Annotated in this window: 15 protein-coding genes and 1 pseudogene; 7 read left to right on the top strand and 9 right to left on the bottom strand. The window is 54.0% G+C overall.

The genetic code is table 11. The annotated features are described in order from the left end of the window. Nucleotides 1–91: 91 nt before the first annotated feature. A complete protein-coding gene (locus FY046_RS14095) occupies nt 92–1159 on the bottom strand; it encodes a porin (protein ID WP_159337228.1) in 1068 nt (355 codons plus the stop codon). A gap of 869 nt (nt 1160–2028) precedes the next feature. Between FY046_RS14095 and FY046_RS14090 the strand changes: the two genes are divergently transcribed. The 6 genes from FY046_RS14090 (at nt 2029) to spy (ending at nt 8978) form a co-directional block, all read left to right on the top strand. Continuing rightward, nucleotides 2029–3249, top strand: coding sequence for an aspartate aminotransferase family protein (locus FY046_RS14090; RefSeq protein ID WP_133845473.1), 1221 nt, complete (start codon nt 2029–2031; stop codon nt 3247–3249). Then, nucleotides 3246–4280, top strand: a complete 1035-nt coding sequence (gene astA / locus FY046_RS14085) for an arginine N-succinyltransferase (protein WP_133845348.1) — start codon at nt 3246–3248, stop codon at nt 4278–4280. The genes FY046_RS14090 and astA overlap by 4 nt, the downstream gene beginning before the upstream one ends. Next, the gene (gene astD, locus FY046_RS14080) at nt 4277–5746 is read left to right on the top strand and encodes a succinylglutamate-semialdehyde dehydrogenase (protein ID WP_133845346.1); all 1470 of its coding nucleotides are present in this window, start codon (nt 4277–4279) and stop codon (nt 5744–5746) included. Before astA ends, astD begins: the two co-directional genes overlap by 4 nt. Continuing rightward, nucleotides 5743–7071: an N-succinylarginine dihydrolase gene (astB, locus tag FY046_RS14075; RefSeq protein ID WP_446186183.1), complete on the top strand. Its 1329-nt coding sequence runs from the start codon at nt 5743–5745 to the stop codon at nt 7069–7071. The genes astD and astB overlap by 4 nt, the downstream gene beginning before the upstream one ends. A gap of 72 nt (nt 7072–7143) precedes the next feature. Then, nucleotides 7144–8148, top strand: a complete 1005-nt coding sequence (astE, locus tag FY046_RS14070; protein WP_133845342.1) for a succinylglutamate desuccinylase — start codon at nt 7144–7146, stop codon at nt 8146–8148. A 341-nt stretch (nt 8149–8489) separates the two neighbouring features. After that, complete coding sequence (gene spy / locus FY046_RS14065) at nt 8490–8978, top strand: ATP-independent periplasmic protein-refolding chaperone Spy (protein ID WP_167864589.1); 489 nt, start codon at nt 8490–8492, stop codon at nt 8976–8978. Between the two features lie 78 nt (nt 8979–9056). Here the strand turns inward: spy and cho are convergent, their stop codons facing one another. The 4 genes from cho to FY046_RS14045 form a co-directional block, all read right to left on the bottom strand. Beyond that, entirely contained in the window at nt 9057–9923 is an 867-nt protein-coding gene (gene cho / locus FY046_RS14060; protein ID WP_133845338.1) for an excinuclease Cho, read from the bottom strand. A 92-nt stretch (nt 9924–10015) separates the two neighbouring features. After that, nucleotides 10016–10843 (bottom strand): ammonia-dependent NAD(+) synthetase, encoded by an 828-nt coding sequence (nadE, locus tag FY046_RS14055; RefSeq protein WP_133845336.1) that lies wholly within the window; start codon nt 10841–10843, stop codon nt 10016–10018. A 115-nt stretch (nt 10844–10958) separates the two neighbouring features. Further along, a complete protein-coding gene (locus FY046_RS14050) occupies nt 10959–12149 on the bottom strand; it encodes a multidrug effflux MFS transporter (protein WP_133845335.1) in 1191 nt (396 codons plus the stop codon). Further along, entirely contained in the window at nt 12146–12730 is a 585-nt protein-coding gene (locus FY046_RS14045; RefSeq protein ID WP_159337224.1) for a TetR/AcrR family transcriptional regulator, read from the bottom strand. Before FY046_RS14045 ends, FY046_RS14050 begins: the two co-directional genes overlap by 4 nt. A 201-nt stretch (nt 12731–12931) precedes the next feature. Between FY046_RS14045 and osmE the strand changes: the two genes are divergently transcribed. Further along, nucleotides 12932–13267 carry an osmotically-inducible lipoprotein OsmE gene (gene osmE / locus FY046_RS14040; RefSeq protein ID WP_133845331.1) on the top strand — a complete coding sequence of 112 codons (336 nt, stop codon included), beginning with the start codon at nt 12932–12934 and terminating at the stop codon, nt 13265–13267. Nucleotides 13268–13333: 66 nt separating this feature from the next. Here the strand turns inward: osmE and katE are convergent. The 4 genes and pseudogenes from katE to kduD form a co-directional block, all read right to left on the bottom strand. Then, a pseudogene (gene katE / locus FY046_RS14035) lies at nt 13334–15463 on the bottom strand (catalase HPII); the annotation flags it as partial. 145 nt (nt 15464–15608) lie between these two features. Continuing rightward, on the bottom strand, nt 15609–17006 hold the full coding sequence (locus tag FY046_RS14030; protein ID WP_133845327.1) for an L-cystine transporter: 1398 nt from the start codon (nt 17004–17006) through the stop codon (nt 15609–15611). 165 nt (nt 17007–17171) lie between these two features. Then, the gene (locus FY046_RS14025) at nt 17172–17762 is read right to left on the bottom strand and encodes a metal-dependent hydrolase (RefSeq protein ID WP_133845325.1); all 591 of its coding nucleotides are present in this window, start codon (nt 17760–17762) and stop codon (nt 17172–17174) included. A gap of 149 nt (nt 17763–17911) precedes the next feature. Then, nucleotides 17912–18673 carry a 2-dehydro-3-deoxy-D-gluconate 5-dehydrogenase KduD gene (gene kduD / locus FY046_RS14020; RefSeq protein ID WP_133845323.1) on the bottom strand — a complete coding sequence of 254 codons (762 nt, stop codon included), beginning with the start codon at nt 18671–18673 and terminating at the stop codon, nt 17912–17914. Nucleotides 18674–18734 lie beyond the last annotated feature (61 nt).

The following is an 18734-nucleotide window of genomic DNA, read 5'->3' as shown; positions in this document are numbered from 1 at the left end:
GACGTCCGGCTTACCTCAAACTGGCTTCATCACCGCAAGAGCGTGCCCGCTGTCAGTGTTAAACCCTGCCTGTTTTGGTCCGATTTCCCCATCAGAACTGATAGTTCAGACCCACACCCGCCACATCATCATCCGCCAGCGCTAACGGATTGTTATCCTTCAGCAGATTGAATTTGTACTCGGCATAGACCAGGAAGTTTTTGTTGAAGTAGTAGTTCGCACCCGCAGAGGCATATTTAACGATATCGGCATCACCCACGTTCTCAATGTCTTTACCACGTGAGCTGACATACGCCAGAGAAGGGCGGAAACCATTCAGGAACTGATACTGGGCGATAGCTTCAAAATTCACCGCCTTGTTGGCAAAGCCACCCGTAATTGGCGTGGCGTTGTGCGTGTTACCGTACATCGCGGCCAGGTAAATCTGGTTAGCATCATATTTGATTGCCGTTGCCCAGTGCTCTGCGCGATCACCTTTACCGAAGGTGGCATTGTTTTGTGTTCCGGTACGGCCCAGGTTGGCATAGCTGCCGACAATGCCGAAACCAGAATCGGCCGTCCAACTGACCGATGTGGCGTAACCATCGCCATTTGAACGACGCACGGCGTTGCCGTCGGTACGTTCATTTTTACCCTGGTACTGTACCGCAACGTTCAGACCGTCGACCAGACCGAAGAAATTCGTATTACGCCAGGTCGCGACACCGGTAGCACGGGTTGAGAGGAACACATCGGCATAACCGGAATCACCGCCGAATTTAGGCAGCATATCGGTCCAGGCCAGCGCATCGTACACCAGGCCATAGTTACGACCGTAGTCGAATGAACCCCATTTACCGTACTTCAGGCCGGCGAAACCAAGGCGGGTTTTATCGCCGCTTAATGCATCCGACCCTTCAGATTTGTTCAGCTGGAAGTTGTACTGCCATTGCCCATAACCCGTTAACTCATCGCTGATCTTGGTTTCACCTTTGAAACCGAAGCGCGCATAAGACACGTCACCATCGTTATTGATGTCATCCGAGAACAGGTGCCCGACGTTGATCTTGCCGTTCAGGTCCAGTTTATTGCCATCTTTATTGTAGATTTCGGCAGCCTGGGCCGCAGTGGAAGCCAGTAATGCAGATACCGTTAAAGCCAGAAAAGAATGCTTCATCATTAAATAATCCCTGTTCTTTAAATTTATAATGTTTTGTCAAATCGTGCGGAATGAAAAATGACACAGGTAAGTGTGTCATAAAAACCAAATATTGGTAACAAAATGTAATATCAGCTTTTAGCCCAGATAAATGAAAACCAGTGCAATGCATTTTCATTTTTAATTCTGTCTGTATTTTATACGGACACTCTCGCTCTGTGTATGACTTATTTAATTTATTTTATTTTAACTCAATAGCTTACAGTTATTTTAACTATAGGGTTTCTTTATTCCTGGATAATTTTATCTTATATTAAAAATTGCATTGGCTTATTTTTTGAACGTTTGTTTTTCATGTTTTTTCCATAGTTTAATTACAGGAATTCATTTTCATTAACATGAAATGTCCATATGTAAATAAAGACTATTATCCGCTGTGAAATAACTTTCAACCATAATAATAAAAGAGGGGATTATCAGCAGGGGAATGAAAATCCACTCAACCGCTTCTTTTACTGTTATGCACCCTCACTGCGCGCCATTTTGGTGCGGTTGACGTCTTTTGGGGCGTTAACTGACTCTTTTTAAAACCAAATCCCGGCATTGATCACACATTCGATATTTTATTTTACCACTGCATAATTCTGCTTTTTATTGTGCTGTAAAGGCAGGTTGTTCAGATTGTTATTCACTTTCTATGCATTAACAATGAATAGGCTAATGATGTAACTCATTGATATTTGGTGGTTGAGAACGGTTTATGCATTTTTTTCTCTGGATGGCACGCGGCGTGCAATCTACAGTAGAGCTGCAATGAATCATCTCATTAACATTTTTTAAACTTTTAATTCACCCTGCCTGAGGCGGGGAATGTGCAAAACGAGGCCGATATGCAACCGTCAGTGACCCGTGAAAACTTCGATCAATGGATTGTTCCCACCTATGCCCCGGCCAGCTTTGTTCCGGTAAAAGCAGAAGGTTCGACGCTGTGGGATCAGGAAGGGAAGTCATATATCGACTTTGCCGGCGGTATTGCGGTCAATGCCCTCGGCCATGCGCATCCCGACTTGCAGCTTGCGTTACAGCAGCAGGCAGCACTGTTGTGGCATACCGGGAATGGTTACACCAATGAACCCATTCTGCGGCTGGCCAAACAGCTTATTGATGCCACGTTTGCCGACAGGGCGTTCTTTTGTAACTCCGGTGCGGAAGCGAATGAAGCGGCACTGAAGCTGGCGCGTAAGGTGGCGATGGATCATGGCCACTCGCAGAAAAGCGGTATTGTGGCATTTAACAATGCGTTTCATGGGCGCACGCTGTTTACGGTTTCCGCGGGGGGCCAGCCGGCCTACTCGAAAGATTTTGCACCGCTGCCGCAGGGCATTCAGCACGCGGTGTACAACGATCTGGCATCGGCTGCTGCGTTGATTAACGACCAGACCTGTGCAGTGATTGTCGAGCCGATTCAGGGTGAGGGCGGTGTGGTTCCGGCCGAGCCGGCCTTCCTGCGTGGTCTGCGCGAACTGTGTGATAAACACGGTGCGCTGCTGATTTTCGATGAAGTCCAGACCGGGGTGGGCCGAACCGGATCGCTGTATGCCTATATGCATTATGGCGTCACACCGGATGTGCTGAGCACCGCGAAAGCACTGGGTGGCGGCTTCCCGATTGGCGCGATGCTGACGACGGAAACCCTGGCTGAGCACCTGAATGTGGGCAGTCATGGCACCACCTACGGCGGCAATCCATTGGCAGGCGCAGTGGGTGGCAAGGTGATGGAACTGATCAATCGCCCGGAAGTGCTGGCAGGCGTGGCAGAACGCCATCGGTGGTTTGTTGACGGACTGAATGCCATCAACCAGCGCTTGCAGCTGTTCAGTGAAATCCGCGGACTGGGGCTGTTAATTGGCTGTGTGCTTAATCAGGACTATAGCGGCAAGGCGAAACTGATTAATCAGGCTGCCGCCCGTGAAGGGTTGATGGTGTTAATCGCGGGTGCCAGCGTGGTGCGTTTTGCTCCGTCGCTGATCATCACCCGGCAGGAAGTTGAGGAGGGGCTGGCGCGCTTTGAACGTGCCTGCCTCGCCGTCACTGAAGGAGCCCGCGCATGATGTATATTCGTCCCGTTGAACGAGACGATCTGGCGCAGTTAATGTACCTCGCCGGGAAAACCGGCGGGGGGTTGACCTCGCTGCCTGCTGACAGTGACACGCTATCAGCACGTATCGATCGTTCACTTTTAACCTGGCAGGGAAAACTGCCGCGTGCAGAACAGGGATACGTATTTGTACTGGCAGACAGTGAGAGCAAAAAGGCCGTGGGTATCTGCGCCATTGAAGTGGCGGTGGGTCTGCAGGACCCGTGGTACAACTTTCGCGTCGGTACTCAGGTGCACGCCTCGAAAGAGCTGAATGTTTACAATATGTTGCCCACGCTGTCGTTAAGCAACGACCACACGGGCAGCAGCGAACTGTGCACACTGTTTCTTGACCCGGATTACCGAAACGGGAAAAACGGCTATCTGCTATCAAAATCACGCTTTCTGTTTATGGCCGGATTCCGCCAGCACTTTATGCAGAAAGTGGTGGCCGAAATGCGGGGTGTGATTGATGAACAGGGGCAATCGCCCTTCTGGGACAGCGTGGGCAGTCGCTTCTTCTCGATGTCATTTTCCGATGCTGACTATCTGTGCGGCACCGGGCAAAAAGCCTTTATTGCCGAGCTGATGCCGAAGCATCCGCTGTATATCGATTACCTGTCGGATGAGGCAAAGTCCGTGATTGGGCAGGTCCATCCGCATACTGCGCCTGCGCGTGCCGTGCTGGAAGCCGAAGGTTTTCACTTCCAGAATTACGTCGATATTTTCGACGGCGGCCCGACGCTGGAGTGCGACATTGATCGCGTCCGCGCGATCCGAAAAAGCCGTTTGCAGACGGCTTTGTTCAGTGAGGAGCAAGATGACGCGCTGCCGCTGTGCCTGGTGTCCAATGAAAACTATCAACAGTTCCGTGTGATGTTGCTGCCTGCCGATCCGCAGGGTGACACCATCCGTATTACGGCCGCTCAGGCCGACATTTTAGGGTGCCAGCCGGGTGATAACCTGCGGGTGGTTACCCTTAGTCGTGAGGAGAAAAAAGCATGACGCACTGTATTAATGGTCAGTGGCTGACCGGTGGTGGTGATAACGTCAGTAAAATCGATCCGGTCAGCGGTGAACTGTTATGGCAGGGTAAAGCCGCAACGGCCGCACAGGTGACCTCGGCCTGTGAAGCGGCACGTGCCGCTTTTCCGGCCTGGGCACGCCGCCCGTTCTCTGAGCGCCAGGCCATCGCGGAGAAATTTGCCGTGTTGCTGGAAAAAAACAAAGTTGAACTGAGTGAAACCATCTCGCGTGAAACCGGAAAACCGCGCTGGGAAACGCAGACAGAAGTGCAGGCGATGATCAATAAAGTGGCGATTTCGCTGCGCGCCTGGCATGCCCGCACCGGTGAACAGGCGGAAGGCGAAAGTTCGCTGCGCCACCGTCCGCACGGGGTGATGGCGGTCTTTGGCCCGTATAACTTCCCGGGTCATCTGCCCAATGGTCATATCGTTCCCGCCTTGCTGGCGGGCAACTGCGTGGTATTCAAACCCAGCGAGCTGACACCGATGACGGCTGAGCTGACGGGAAAATTATGGCTGAGTGCCGGGCTGCCGGGCGGCGTGTTTAATCTGGTGCAGGGCGGCCGAGAGACCGGACAGGCGCTGGCGCAGGAACCTCAGGTGGACGGTGTCCTGTTTACCGGCAGCGCTGCAACCGGTTATCAGCTGCACCGCCAGCTGGCCGGACAGCCGGAAAAAATGCTGGCGCTGGAGATGGGCGGCAATAACCCGTTGATCGTTGAAGATCCCGATGATATCGATGCCGCTGTGCATATTGCCATTCAGTCGGCCTTTATCAGTGCCGGACAGCGCTGTACCTGCGCACGTCGTCTGCTGGTGAAACGTGGCGCCGCCGGGGATGCGTTCCTCGACCGTCTGGTGGCGGTGGCGGCAAAAATTCGTACCGGTCGCTGGAACGATGAGCCTCAGCCTTTTATGGGCAGTGTGATCTCAATCCCGGCGGCAGAGAAGATCTTCAGCGAGTGGCAGGCACGTATTGATGCGGGGGGCAGGGTGTTGCTGCCGATGCAGTGGCCGGATCGCAGCAGTGCCATTCTGACACCGGGAATTATTGATGTGACCGGGCTGCAAAATTTGCCGGATGAAGAAGTCTTTGGTCCGCTGCTGGCGGTGATTCGCTATGACGATTTTGACCGCGCAATCCGACTCGCTAATCACACCCGCTACGGGCTGGCATGCGGGTTGATTTCGCCGCAGCGCGACAAATTTGAACGCCTGTTGATCGAAGCACGCGCAGGGATTGTGAACTGGAACAAACCGCTGACCGGGGCGGCGAGTACAGCACCGTTTGGCGGAGTGGGTGCCTCAGGTAACCATCGTGCCAGCGCCTGGTATGCTGCGGATTACTGCGCATGGCCGATGGCGTCACTGGAATCGCCTGACTTAACGCTGCCCGCCAGCCTGTCACCGGGTCTGGATTTTAGTGCACAGGGAGAAACGCCATGAGCGCCCGTGAAGTGAATTTCGATGGTTTACCGGGTCTGACGCATCATTACGCGGGACTGTCGTTTGGTAATGAGGCCTCAACGCGTTATCAGCACCAGGTCTCCAACCCGAAGTTGGCGGCGTTGCAGGGGTTGATGAAGATGAAAGCCCTGGCCGATATGGGCTTTGCCCAGGGCGTGATCCCACCGCATGAGCGCCCCAATATTGCGGCGTTGCGCCAGATTGGCTTCAGCGGCAGCGATGAACAGGTGCTGGCGCAGGCGGCCAAACAGAATCCGGCCCTGCTGTCTGCCGCCAGTTCCGCCTCAGCGATGTGGGTGGCTAATGCTGCCACGGTTTCGCCATCAGCCGACAGCGCCGATGGTCGCGTGCACCTCACCGTGGCGAACCTGAATAATAAATTCCACCGCGCCATGGAAGCGCCAACGACAGGCGCGCTGCTGCGGGCTATCTTCCGCGATCCTGAGCACTTCAGCGTGCACGATGCTTTACCTCAGGTGGCAATGTTCGGTGACGAAGGGGCGGCAAATCATAACCGCTTTAGCCGGGGTTATGGTGAGGCCGGTGTGCAGATGTTTGTCTATGGTCGTGCCGAGCTGAACGGTGGCGAGGCTCCAACGCGCTACCCGGCGCGTCAGACGCGTGAAGCCAGCGAAGCGGTAAGCCGCCTGCATCAGCTTGATGCGGCGCGCACGGTGTTTGCCCAGCAGAATCCGGCGGTGATCGATCAGGGCGTGTTTCATAACGACGTGATTGCGGTCAGCAACCAGCACGCGCTGTTTTGCCATCAGCAGGCGTTCTTACACCAGCCGCAGCTGCTGGCTGAACTGGCCGAAAAAATACCAGGATTTATCGCGATTGAAGTGCCTGACGAGCGCGTCAGTGTGGCGGATGCGGTGGCAACCTATCTGTTTAACAGCCAGCTGTTAAGTAAGGACGATGGCAAGATGTTACTGGTGCTGCCTGATGAAGCACGGCGTCAGGCCGGCGTCTGGTCATATCTGACGGAGCTGGCGGCCAGCGGCGGCGTGATTGATGAACTGAAGGTGTTCGACCTGCGTGAAAGTATGTGCAACGGCGGCGGCCCGGCCTGTTTGCGACTGCGTGTGGTGCTGAATGCACAGCAGCAGGCGGCAGTTAATCCGGCGGTCATGATGAACGATCGGTTATTCGCGACCCTCAATGCCTGGGTGGAGCGTCACTACCGCGATCGGCTGTCGCAGGCTGACCTTGCCGACCCTCATTTGCTGCGCGAAGGACGCGAAGCACTCGAAGAGCTGACGAAGCTGCTAAACTTAGGCAATGTGTACCGTTTTCAGCAGTAAAGCGATGATCGCAGGGCCGGAGATCTTCTCCGGCCTGTCAGGGCTGAACGGCGATTATTCTAAGGAGTATCGATGCAGGATTTCCTCACATTAACCCTCAACGGGCACAGCCCTGCGCATTCGGAAGGGCAGAATGCGCATCTGAGCTGGCGCTGGATTGACGTGGGTATTCTTGAACTGACGCCGAATGAGACGGTGTCGATGGCGCTGGTGGTCTCCGCGGGCATTCATGGTAATGAAACGGCCCCCGTAGAGATCCTCGAGCAGCTTCTCGAGCCGCTGTTGCGCGGTGAGCAGCCGCTGTTAACCCGCTTGCTGGTGATTTACGGCAATCCGGCTGCGCTGCGCCAGAATAAGCGTTATCTGCACGGCGACATGAACCGCATGTTTGGCGGCCGCTGGCAGCAGTATGAGGATTGCCCCGAAGCGCGTCGTGCCTGGCGGCTGGAGCAGGCAATGGAAAACTTCTGGCAGGCGGGTGAATATGAAGAGGTGCGCTGGCATATCGACATGCACACGGCAATCCGTGGTTCGTATCACACCCGTTTCGGTGTGATGCCGCTGCGTGAGACGCCGTGGCCTGAAACCTTTATGGACTGGCTGGCCGCTGCCGGACTGGATGCACTGGTGTTTCACCGGGCACCGGGCGGGACGTTTACGCATTACAGTAATCAGCATTTCCAGGCTGCCAGCTGTACGCTGGAACTGGGTAAAGCGTTACCCTTCGGTGAGAACGATCTGAGCCAGTTTGCGGCTTCTGCGCAGGCGCTGCACGCATTGATCAGCGGCGGCGCATTACCTGAGGTGGCAGAGCCGCCACGCCGCTATCGCGTGTCACAGCAAATTACCCGGCTTTCCGAAAAATTTGTATTACATATGAGTCCTGAGACGCTGAACTTCACCGCTTTCCCGCAGGGGGCGCTGTTGGCGGAAGATGGCGATAAGCGCTATTACGTCCAGCAGGCGCGGGAATTTGTTCTGTTCCCGAACCCTGCTGTCGCCACGGGCTTACGCGCCGGGCTGATGCTGGTGGAAGACAGTGCGCATAACGAGGCGCTGGGATCGACGTTACCCTAAGGGAATGCGATAGAATGCGGCCGGACCACGGTCGCACTTTTATTGCGCTCTGCTGGTGTGGTTCATTGCACAGTAACAGGTAAAGACGCTAACTTTTTCCTTCCGCTATTCTGCCTTCCGTATTACACTTCTCCATAATCTCTGCATAAATCCCCGTAAATTCATACTCTTTTGCAATTCCTCACCGAATCCTTCGCATTGTCTCCATGATTGGCGATAGATTGTCTTTTATGCTTTCACGGCTTTACTCTGCCTCTGAGTACTTGACGTTCAGCGTCGTAAACTTGCTTTCGACATCACGACAACTGAATTGCCACAGACTGAAATATAAGGACAATATTATGCGTAAATTATCTTCTTTCGTTGTAGCCGCTACACTGGCCTTGGGTACTGCTGGTATCGTTCATGCCGCAGCGGATACCTTAACCCCCCCGCCAGCGGGCGCTGAAAAACCGATGATGCATAAGCCACCACGCCATGGCGGTATGCATGAAATGTTCAAGGGGCTGAATTTGACGGATGCGCAGAAACAACAGATGCGCACCATTATGAAAGAGTCGCACAAAGAGATGGAGCGTCCTTCCCTGGAAGAGCGTCGTGCGATACACAGCATTATCGCAGCAGACAGCTTCGACCGGACTAAAGCGGAAGCCCAGGCAACGGAGATGTCGGCGAACGGCAAAGCGCGCGCACTGTCGATGCTGGAAACGCAGAACAAACTGTATAACGTGCTGACTCCTGAGCAGAAAAAACAGTTTAATCAGAATTTTGAGAAACGTCTGACAGAAAAACCACAGCATGAAGGTAAAATGCTTCCTGCAGACGACTAAACCTCGCTGACATAGATTGGAGACCGCCGACGTTGCCCACCTTGCCTGAATGGCGGTGGTCAGCGTCGGCGGTTTTGTTTACAGGGGCAGGGGGATCACGGGCAGTTTGCCCGAGAGCAGCGGTTTGCAAAGGATTTTGTAGCCATCGCTGTCAAATCCTGGCGGCGTTTTGCACAGTGCGACGGCGTCTTCCAGTTCGCTGACCGATCCCAGATACAGCCAGTTATTGATCACATGTATCTGCTTTTGCATCTCTCCCTCTTCAATCACCGCCACTGCGCCAGGCCATGGCCAGCACTGAAGCCGTACGGCTTCCAGCGCGGCCAGTAAACGCTGCTGATGTTCCTCGGGTGGCTCTTTACCGCAGCAGGCACCTGCACAGCGCTTCAGGGCAAAACGAAAGCAGGCTCGTCCTTTGCTTAACGGCTCCAGACCCAGCAGGCCGTAACAGAGCTGTTGTTCATCGGCGATCTTCTGCAGCGTAGCCAGCGCAGCGCGGCGATGTGCATACAGACCAAACAGATTCGATGTATGGGAAAAATCGACCTCTTTGGCATAGACTACGTCGGGCCGACCCTCACGGATTTGCAGTGCGCAGAGCTGGCGGTTTTTGCGCAGGCGCTTATTAAACAGCGGTTGCTGTAGCTTGATCATCTGTGCTTCCAGCAACAGAGCGCCCATCTCTCCGGCGGTAGGAATAAAACTGATGCGCCTGGCCTGATACAGCATTCTTGCCTCGGCTGGGGTGCGCAGGTGCGACAGCACGCGGCTGCGGATATTGACACTTTTGCCGATATAGAGCGGCAGTCTGTCGCTTTCGCCGTGGAAGGTATACACACCGGGCAGGGCGGGGAGACTGGAAAGCCACGGACGGAGTTGCTCGGGGTATTGGTAGAGGGTTTCTGCCTCGAAAACAGGGCGACGGCTGGCTATTTTTTTTGTCACTCACGACTCCACTTACTGGTTACTTGTACAGTGTAGCAGTGAATGCAGGGATGAAAAAGCAGCGGGGTGGCAGGATGCCGCCCCGCTGAGGGTTATTTCTTCCAGAAATCGTCGAAGACGGTAATCGGTGGGCGACGTTTATGCTCCGTTTTCAGATACCAGCTTTCAATGGTTTTCGCCGCGCTGGCATCGATCGTTTCGCCTTGAAGATAACGATCGATCATCTCATAGGTCACGCCCAGCGCGACTTCATCCTGCAAACCTGGACGGTCATCTTCCAGGTCGGCCGTAGGCTGTTTCAGATAGAGATGTTCCGGGCAACCCAGCGCTTTCAATAGCTGTTTTCCCTGGCCTTTGTTGAGACGGAAAATCGGGTTAATGTCCGTACCGCCATCGCCATACTTGGTGAAAAATCCAGTGACCGCTTCGGCAGCATGATCGGTACCGACCACCACACCTGCTGTCATCCCCGCGATGCTGTACTGAGCTTTCATACGCTCACGGGCTTTCTCATTACCACGAATAAAATCAGACAGCGTAATACCTGCCTCGCGCAGTGCCTGCTCGCTGGCCTGCACCGCCGCCTTGATGTTAACTGTCAGTACGCGGTCTGGCTGGATAAACGTAATCGCATCCTGGCAATCTTGCTCGTCAGCCTGAATGCCGTGCGGCAGACGTACGGCGATAAACTGGTAAGTCGTATCGCCGGTTTCGTCACGCAGTTCGTTGATGGCGGTCTGACACAGTTTTCCGGTTAACGTAGAGTCCTGACCGCCGCTGATCCCCAGCACGAGCGTTTTCAGGAACGGATAGGTTTTCAGATACGACTTGAGAAACTCTACGCTGGTGCGAACTTCTTCACGGGCATCAATAGTGGGTTTGACGCCCAGCGCCTTGATAATGTCCTGTTGCAAAGCCATTGACCTCTCCTCAGATTCAGCGCCGACAGACGGCGGCCAGATGCATTTTTGTCTGTTAAAGCTAACCTGCATGGCGCGAAACAACAAATACTTATTCGCGCCACACGCTGATATATCAGGCGTTTTTCGGTTTCACTGCCAGCAGGGTAAACATCAATATGGCCAGCATATAGCAACCGAATATGGTGGCGGTCATGGTCAGTACCGATGTGCCGCCAATGCCAGTTACCGGCACGCTGATGCCGCCCAGGGTAAACATGGTGACGCCAATCACCGCTGAGGCGCTGCCCGCCCGGTGACCCTGGCTTTGCATCGCCAGCGATGACGCGGTGACGGAAATGACCCCGTTACTGGCCACGCTAAAGAACAGCGCGACCAGCACCAGCGGCAGAGCCGCGCCGCTTAAACCTGCCAGCAGCAAACTACTGGATGAGATAAACGCCAGTGTCAGACCACCTTTCAGCACCCGGTATTCACCCCAAAGCGGGCAGAGACGGGCACTGACCTGTGATGCAATTATCAGGCCGACACCGTTCGCAGCAAAACATAAACTGAAGGCCTGCGGCGACAGTTGGTAGATTTGTTGCAACACGAAAGGGGAGGCGCCGATGTAAGCGAACATGCCGGACATCATAAAGCCCTGAGTCAGGCAGAATCCCATAAACGGACGATGAGTGACCACCTGACCTAAGGCGGCCCACGCAGAGAAGATACTGCCCTGGCTACGTCGTTCCGGGGGCAGAGTTTCATGCAGCTTGATACGTGCCAGAATAAACAGCAGCAGTGCGATGAGTGCGATGACCATAAACAGGCCCCGCCAGTCGAGGAAGGCCATCAGTGCGCCACCCATCACCGGGGCGGCAATCGGGGCCAGTCCGTTCACCAGCATCAACAGGGCGAAGAAGCGGGTTAACTCGTGCCCGCTATACATATCGCGAGCGATAGCACGTGACAGAACCGCGCCGCCGGCGCCGGACAATCCTTCAAACAGGCGTGCCAGCAGAAGCTGGTGGATATCCTGCGCCAGCGCACAGCCGATCGATGCCACCAGCAGCAATACCAGTGACAGCAGCAAAGGACGAATGCGGCCATATTTATCACTCAAGGGGCCAAAAAACAGCTGCCCAAGACCGAGGCCAAGCAACCCGGCGGTCAGGCTCAACTGGGCAGTGGCCGTTGGGGTGTTCAGGTCCGTGGCCAACTCTGGCAGAGCGGGCAGATAGAGGTCGATGCAAAGCGGGCCCAGGGCCGCCAGCAGTCCGAGCGTGATGGCATAGCCAAGACGTTTGGGGTGTACAGGTGTCATGATTCCTCTGATTTAAAAAGAAGGTCGTTAATGTGTTGATATAAGGTGTAGAGGCGCTCGGGTGAGGCTTTTTGCGGTGTCAGCCGACGATAAGAGGTGCCTTCAACCATCACGGCGAGGATCTCGACGCTGGCCCGAACCCGTTCGGCACTGAATTCGGGATGCAGGCGGGCAACTTTCTGACAGGCATGGCTGAACATGCGCTCATCAGCATCAGCTATCATTTGTGCCACGCGCGGGTTACGGGTGGCTTCGGCAGCCACTTCCACCATCAGCGCTTCATCATCTTCATCCTGAGCTTCACGCCATGCCAGCATCCTTGCCAGATGAATATTGCTGCTGGTGGCGAGCATCTCCTGCACACGGGAGTCAATAATTCGCTTCACGATTTCCTGGATAATCGCATCTTTATTGGTGAAATAACGATAAATCTGGCCGACACTCAACTGCGCTTCAGTGGCCAGTTGCGCCATACTGGCGGCATGAAAACCATGCTGACGGAAACAGCGACGGGCGGCGATAATGATTTCATCCTGGCGCAGACGATGGCGGGCATCACGGGCTTCTGTTTGTAGGCTCACTGGTGCTCCACTGTCAGGTAAAACGGTCCTGTAAACGCGGATGACGCAGATCAGGATAGTCAGTGCGAATGTTCATTCTCAATCTGTAGATTATAAGCACCCTACGGAGGTAACTGATAATAATTTGACGCCAAAAAGTTGAAAAATCTGTATTTCTATTCCAGGCTTAACGTTACACGGATAAGACACGAGGAAGAATAAATGCGTAAAATGACGGGATTGATAGGTGCCGCAGTAGCACTGGCTGTGTTATCTGGTTGTACAGCTTACGACCGCGCTGAAAGCTATGCGACGAAACCAGTCGTACAGGATGTGAAAAAAGGTATGACGCGTCAGCAGGTTCGTGATATTGCCGGCCCACCATCAACCGAAATTACGATGGTACATGCGCGTGGTACGTGCCAGACCTATGTGTTGGGTGAACGTGACGGCAAGCAGCAAACCTACTTCGTTAGCTACGCTGACACCGGTCGCGTAATGAACTACGGCTTCCAGAGCTGTAAAGAGTACGATACCGATCCTCAGGTTAATCAGTAGCAGATTGTCTGAATAAAAAGAGGCCACTTCGGTGGCCTTTTTTTATACGGAGTTTTCTTCTGTCGTTTATGCCGGAACACTTAATGCTTTCTGGCTGCGTGACCAGATGCGGTGCATCGCCAGTGCCGCGACAAAATCGCTCATTAATTTACCTTCCGCTTTGCTTTCCGTAATAATGCCTTCCTCCTGTTCGTCGTCAGTCAGACCAAAGTGCGCCGCAAAGCGCCGTGCATCTCCACTCAGACCGATCACTTTCAGGTGTTTATAAGCCTCCAGAAGGAAATAGCACGCATCGCCGCGCAGCAGCAGCGCATCGATATTGCCATCCGGAACGATGACAGCATCAAAAGCGAGTGAGGGCAACGCGCTAAAGGTGCCATCCACGGGAAGTGAGGAACCATCGCTGGCGGTTACCTCGCCCATGTGCGCCGCCAGCAGTTTTGCATGTACGCCATGTTGTTTAAGTGCCAGAAAAATAGCCAGCGTATCAGCAGCATCAACGCCATCGCTGACAAGCAGAGCAACCTGCCGGCCTTTGATATTGCCGCTGGGAACAGCATAAAGGCTCAGGCTGGCATCTTTTTTCAGACCATTAATGTCCTTAGGAGGGGCGGTCTGCATCTGCTCATCGGACAGCGTCACACCCAGATGTTCAGCCACACCGGTGGCGAGAGAGATATCAATATGCGTCAGCTGATCCACCACGCGTTCGCGGATAGCACTACGGCTCACCTTACTTAATTCAAAGGAGAAGGCTTCAATAATGTGCTGCTGTTCTACGGGCATCTGGCTGAGCCAGAACAGCCGTGGCTGAGAGTAATGCTCATCAAATGTGGGGCTGCGCTCACGGACTTTATGACCTTCAATGCGTTCCTGGTAGCTTTCGAATCCACCCCGCTGAGCCGCAGGAGGGGTTTCCCTCGGCCAGTTGTCATTAATCGAGTTAGGTTCGTAGTTGGCCGGGTTGGTATCGATATCCATGCGATGCATACCCTGACGCTGAAAGTTGTGATAAGGACACACCGGGCGATTGATGGGAATTTCGTGGAAGTTAGGCCCACCAAGACGACTGATTTGCGTATCGGTGTAAGAAAAAAGGCGTCCCTGAAGCAACGGGTCATTGGTGAAGTCCATGCCAGGAACGATATGGCCTGGATGGAAGGCGACCTGTTCAGTTTCGGCGAAGAAGTTATCCGGGTTACGGTTCAGTACCATCTTGCCAATCAGCTCTACGGGGACCAGTTCTTCAGGGATCAGCTTGGTGGCATCCAGCAGATCAAAATCAAAAGCAAACTCATCGCTCTCTTCTACCAGCTGTACGCCCAGTTCGTACTCAGGGAAATCACCGGCCTCAATAGACTCCCACAGATCACGACGATGGAAATCCGGATCGCGGCCGCTGAGTTTCTGGGATTCATCCCATAGCAGTGACGCTTTACCTGCCACCGGTTTCCAGTGAAAACGCACAAAGGTGGCGTGACCTGCGGCATTGATAAAGCGGAAGGTGTGAATACCAAAACCTTCCATAGTGCGATAGCTGCGCGGGATGCCACGGTCGGACATTGCCCACATAACATTGTGCAGGGTCTCGGGCTGAAGCGAGACATAATCCCAGAAACTGTCATGAGCGCTACCGCCTTGCGGCATTTCATTATGCGGTTCGGGCTTCACTGCATGGACAAAGTCAGGGAATTTGTGCGCATCCTGAATGAAGAAAACCGGGGTATTGTTACCCACTAAGTCGAAGACACCTTCATCGGTATAAAACTTGGTGGCGAAACCGCGAATATCGCGCACGGTATCGGCGGAACCCGCCCCGCCCTGAACCGTTGAGAAACGGACAAAAACGGGGGTAACAGTATCAAGTGAGGTCAGAAAACTGGCTTTAGTGATATCACTCATATCACGGTAGGGCTGGAAATAACCATGTGCAGCCGAACCGCGCGCATGAACAACCCTTTCCGGAATTCGCTCATGGTCAAAATGGGTGATTTTTTCGCGCAGAATGAAGTCTTCGAGCAGGGTTGGGCCTCGAGTCCCTGCGCGCAGTGAATTCTGGTCATCCGCGATCCGCGTGCCCTGATTGGTGGTCAGGGGCTGATTTTTTCCGCTCTTGCGAAAGGGGTCAAGTGCATCAACTTTAGTGTTGGCAGGTGAGGAAAGGTGGCCGCTATCCGGGCGTTCGTTTTTTTTTGACATAATACACTGCTCCAGTGACGGGCTTTCGGGTACCAGTAACTATAGAACAGTGAGCGGTATACGCCTGCAAAATGGAGGGATAAGTCAAATTGATGGCAGGAAATAAAAAAGGGCCGGCAGGATACCGGCCCGTAAACGGCAATTAACGGTGAGCTAATTCGGCTTCGTTATCCGCATCGGTATTCAAAATCTTCTTATCCGTTTGCTTCAGCCACTGACTGGTCAGCGTTCCGGCAGTCATGGAGCCGTTAACGTTCAGCGCAGTACGCCCCATATCGATCAGCGGTTCGATGGAGATCAGCAAAGCGACCAGGGTGACAGGCAGGCCCATCGCCGGCAGTACGATCAGAGCAGCAAAGGTGGCACCGCCGCCAACGCCTGCCACACCCGCAGAACTGAGGGTGACAATGCCTATCAACGTGGCAATCCACATCGGTTCGAACGGGTTGATGCCAACGGTTGGCGCAACCATCACTGCCAGCATGGTCGGATAGAGACCGGCACAGCCGTTCTGACCGATAGTGGCACCGAATGAGGCGGCAAAGCTGGCGATGGATTCAGGAATACCCAGACGGCGGGTTTGAGCCTCAACGCTCAGCGGGATAGTGGCGGCACTGGAACGGCTGGTGAACGCAAAGGTAATCACTGGCCACACTTTGCGGAAGAAGCGCAGTGGATTTACACCGTTAACCGACAGCAGCAGGGCGTGCACGGCGAACATAATCGCCAGGCCAAGATAGGATGCCAGCACGAAGCTACCCAGTTTAATAATGTCGCTGAGGTTGGATGTGGCGACGACTTTGGTCATCAGCGCCAGCACGCCGTACGGCGTCAGCTTCATAATCAGGCGGACCAGCTTCATCACCCACGCTTGCAGCGTATCGATGGCTTTCAGAACACGCTGACCTTTTTCGGCATCATCCTTCAGCAGTTGCAGCGCGGCAACACCGAGGAAGGCCGCGAAGATCACCACGCTGATAATTGACGTCGGATTGGCACCGGTCAGATCGGCAAACGGATTCTTCGGAACAAAAGAGAGCAACAGCTGCGGCGCACTGAGGTCAGCAACTTTGCCGACGTAATTATTTTGGATCGCAGCCAGACGCGCACTTTCCTGCACACCCTGCACCAGTCCACTGGCATTCAGGCCAAACAGCCAGGTAACAAAGATCCCGACTGCCGCTGAAATCGCGGTAGTGAACAGCAGAACACCAATCGTCAGCAGGCTGATTTTACCCAGTGATGACGCGTTGTGCAGACGGGCAACTGCGCTGAGGATAGAGGCAAATACCAGCGGCATAACAATCATTTGTAACAGCTGAACATAGCCGTTACCGACGAGGTTAAACCAGCTGACCGACTCTTTAATGATCGGGCTGTTTTCGCCGTAGATCGCGTGAAGGGCCAGCCCGAACAGTACCCCGATCACCAGACCGAACAGCACTTTCTTTGACAGGCTCCAACCTGTGCGACCGGTTTTTGCTACCAGCAGCAGCAGGGCGACAAACGCCACAAGGTTAATGATTAGCGGAAAGTTCATTCCCATTTTCTCCCAATAAATACGGACTACAATGTCGCCATGCTGGTGACAATTAATTTTTGACGCGCAGAAAGTAAAAACAGTGGCGGAATGGTATCAGCTACTTATGGTGCAGCCTTATATCCAGATGGAATTATTTATAACTTTTCGGTGTTATTTGAACACTTAATCAACCCTTCGTTTATTAATTAATCGCTCAATGTGATATTGCGCGGAGCTGACCACCTGGTTTGTCCAGCCGGATGCACCAAAAGGTAGCGAGCTGGGGGGGAACCAGATGGCATAGCCGACTAAAACCAGGCACAGGGCGCGCTCCAGCTGATTGCCTTTTTGGCTGTTCAGCACGGGCAAACGAAAGCGCCAGCGACAGGGCCAGAGCAGCGGCACGCCAGCGGGTGTCAGCATGTCGGCGACGATGTGGCTCAGATAACCCAGCACCATCCCCTGAAAAGCATCCGCTGGAATCAGCCAGGCGTCTGGGAGCTTTAACTGCAACAGGGCAACGCCCCCGACGACTGCCAGCAGGCTGTGGGTGAACCCCCGGTGGCCAAACGCACGGGCGATAGGATGCGATAGCCACCTCAGGCGCTGGCCCAGAAACGACTTCGGATGGTCGATATCGGGCAACAGGCAGGTCAGCAACGTAGCGGGGATAATGTGCCACCAGTCTGCGCTGGCCAGAACGGGAGTGAGTTCGGCACGTTTCGCAAAAATTGCACTGGCGATGGCAAAAATAAGATGGCCTTCGGCCGTCATGGGAGTACCTGGCTGCATAACTGTCAATGCATCCAGTATAGGGAATATATACAGTAGAATAAATATGTGACGCTGTAACGAAAGATAAATAATTTGGCATTAATCGTGCGGTGAACAAAGCGTGAGCGGCTTTTGTTCACCGCAGCGCATTAACGTGCCAGCCAGCCACCGTCTACCGCCAGCGTATAGCCATTGACGTAGTCAGCGGCCGCAGAGGCGAGAAATACCACCGGGCCCATCATATCGTCACTTTGACCCCAGCGTCCGGCAGGGATGCGATCCAGAATTTGCTGATTCCTGTCTTCATCGTCGCGTAGCTGTTCCGTGTTATTGGTGGCCATATAACCGGGGGCGATGGCATTGACGTTGATGCCATACTGCGCCCATTCATTGGCCATCAGGCGCGTGAGCCCCATCACGGCGCTTTTTGACGCCGTGTAGGACGGCACCCGGATCCCCCCCTGATAAGAGAGCATTGAAGCGATATTGATGATTTTACCCCCACGCCCCTGGCGAACAAACTGGCGGGCTACCGCCTGTGAGAGGAAAAACAATGTCTTGCTGTTAACGTTCATTACGTCATCCCAGTCACGTTCGCTGAAGTCGAGCGCGTCTGCCCGGCGAATAATCCCGGCATTGTTGACCAAAATATCTAACTGTGGGCAGGCGGTCAGCGCCTGATCCATCACGCTCTCAAGGCAATGGCTGTCGGAAAGGTCTGCCGTGATGCTGACAAACCGTCGCCCGGTGGCCATGACTTTTTGTGCAGTCTCGCTGGCAGAGGAGCGATTAACACCAATAATATCGCATCCTGCCTGGGCCAGCCCAAGCGCCATTCCCTGACCAAGACCGGTGTTACAGCCGGTAATCATGGCCACTTTGCCTTCAAGATTAAATGTGTTCAGGATCATCGTGGCTCCTTATAGATAAGTGGGCACGCGCCATGGCAGAGATGACATAACGGATATGCGC

The organism is Erwinia sp. 1181_3 (assembly GCF_052824965.1).
Note: the sequence above shows the minus strand (reverse complement) of the source record. Positions and strands in the feature narration are given on the sequence as shown.

Bases quoted from the DNA above. Each gene is read 5' to 3' on its own strand.
- FY046_RS14095 (WP_159337228.1), bottom strand. From the start codon at position 1,159: ATGATGAAGCATTCTTTTCTGGCTTTAACGGTATCTGCATTACTGGCT.
- FY046_RS14090 (WP_133845473.1), top strand. From the start codon at position 2,029: ATGCAACCGTCAGTGACCCGTGAAAACTTCGATCAATGGATTGTTCCC.
- astA (WP_133845348.1), top strand. From the start codon at position 3,246: ATGATGTATATTCGTCCCGTTGAACGAGACGATCTGGCGCAGTTAATG.
- astD (WP_133845346.1), top strand. From the start codon at position 4,277: ATGACGCACTGTATTAATGGTCAGTGGCTGACCGGTGGTGGTGATAAC.
- astB (WP_446186183.1), top strand. From the start codon at position 5,743: ATGAGCGCCCGTGAAGTGAATTTCGATGGTTTACCGGGTCTGACGCAT.
- astE (WP_133845342.1), top strand. From the start codon at position 7,144: ATGCAGGATTTCCTCACATTAACCCTCAACGGGCACAGCCCTGCGCAT.
- spy (WP_167864589.1), top strand. From the start codon at position 8,490: ATGCGTAAATTATCTTCTTTCGTTGTAGCCGCTACACTGGCCTTGGGT.
- nadE (WP_133845336.1), bottom strand. From the start codon at position 10,843: ATGGCTTTGCAACAGGACATTATCAAGGCGCTGGGCGTCAAACCCACT.
- FY046_RS14050 (WP_133845335.1), bottom strand. From the start codon at position 12,149: ATGACACCTGTACACCCCAAACGTCTTGGCTATGCCATCACGCTCGGA.
- osmE (WP_133845331.1), top strand. From the start codon at position 12,932: ATGCGTAAAATGACGGGATTGATAGGTGCCGCAGTAGCACTGGCTGTG.
- FY046_RS14030 (WP_133845327.1), bottom strand. From the start codon at position 17,006: ATGAACTTTCCGCTAATCATTAACCTTGTGGCGTTTGTCGCCCTGCTG.
- FY046_RS14025 (WP_133845325.1), bottom strand. From the start codon at position 17,762: ATGACGGCCGAAGGCCATCTTATTTTTGCCATCGCCAGTGCAATTTTT.
- kduD (WP_133845323.1), bottom strand. From the start codon at position 18,673: ATGATCCTGAACACATTTAATCTTGAAGGCAAAGTGGCCATGATTACC.